Origin of the sequence: Azospirillum griseum (assembly GCF_003966125.1) — a bacterium.
Lineage (GTDB): Bacteria > Pseudomonadota > Alphaproteobacteria > Azospirillales > Azospirillaceae > Azospirillum > Azospirillum griseum.
This window is the reverse complement of sequence record NZ_RXMA01000093.1, coordinates 1-1,447: the sequence shown is the minus strand read 5'-3', so window position 1 is coordinate 1,447 and position 1,447 is coordinate 1. Positions and strand designations below refer to the sequence as shown.

General features: G+C 62.3%; 1 pseudogene. It reads right to left on the bottom strand.

The annotated features are described in order from the left end of the window. Positions 1-106: 106 nt before the first annotated feature. Positions 107-1,360 (bottom strand): annotated as a pseudogene (locus EJ903_RS26275) (Tn3 family transposase); the annotation flags it as partial. Between the last annotated feature and the right edge of the window lie 87 nt (positions 1,361-1,447).

Genomic DNA, 1,447 nt, shown 5'->3' with positions numbered 1-1,447 from the left:
AGAGTGGAACTACACCATCGCTCCCCGGGCGGAAAACAACGTACTTAATTTGGCGTGATTCCTTAGGTAAACAACGGCAAGGTAGAACGAATAGAGAATACGGCCTTCAGGCGACGCGGCGTTGACGCTCAAGATTGAGTGGCCGTCGTCCAACTGGGACGGATGCAGCCCGCTCCCACAGAAAATCGCCTGACAGGCCGATATGCTCCCAGCCGACCGGTGATGTGTGGGCCAGCAGTTCATCGGAAACCACCTCTCCCTTCGCGCGAAGGTGCGCGATGGCGTCGGGCATGTAGGTGGAGTTCCAATAGACGATGGCGGCGATGAGAAGATTGAGTCCCGAAGCCCGGTATTCCTGGGCTTCTGCGCCACGGTCGGCAATCCGGCCCTGCCGGAATGTGCAGATCGCTTGGGCCAGGGCGTGACGCTGCTCGCCCTTGTTCAGCCCGGCATGACAACGCCGTCTGAGATCCGGGCTTTCCAACCAGTCGAGCATGAAGAATGTGCGTTCGATCCGGCCAAGCTCCTGGAGCGCGAGATCGAGCTGGTTCTGCCGCTCGTAAGCCGCCAGCTTCTTCAGCATGGTGGACGGGGCGACGGCGCCGGTTTTCAGCGAGGCAACCAACCGCACCACCTCGTCCCAGTGCTCACGGATGACATCAACCTTGATCCGTCGGCCGAGAAGCGGCAGCAGCTCCTTATAGGATCCGGGAGGTTCGACGCTGGCGAGCTTCCGGTCGGGAAAATCGCGCAGCCGGGGACAGAAGCGGAAGCCGAGCAGTGCGCAGAGAATGAAAACATGGTCCGAGACGCCCCCGGTGTCCACGTAATGGGTGTCGATTTTCAGGCTGGTGCCGTGATGCAACAGCCCGTCGAGCACATAGGGCGCCTCGTGGGTCGCGGCCGAAATGACTTGGACATGGAAGGGGCCGTGCTGGTCGGAAACATGGGTGTAGAAGCTGAAGCCGGGATCGACGCCGTAGCGGGCGTTCACCTCGCCGGCGACGTTGCCCCGCTTGCCCGAGCGGAAAAACTGCCCGTCCGACGAGGACGTCGTGCCGCCTCCCCACAGGGTGGCGATCGGCAGGCGGTGCTGAGCGTCGATGATCCGGGCCAGGGCCGCCTGATAGGTTTCGGGGCGGATGTAGGCATCGGCGGTCCACACCAACTGGTCGCGCGTTATGCCTTGGCTGGCGTCCGCCATGCGCGCCAAGCCAAGGTTGGTGCCATCGGCCAGGATGGCGGCGAGCAGCGCGTTCTCATTCGCGCAGGATTCGCCGGTGCGCAGGTTGGTGAACGCCGCCGCGAAACCCGTCGCGCGGTTGACCTCGTGGAGCAGTTCGGTGATGCGCACGCGTGGCGGAACGTGTCAACGAATGTGAGACAGCCGGAGTTATGAATTAAGCTTGGATGGTCTCCGGTTTTGTCGGCGGATTGATCCAGGCTT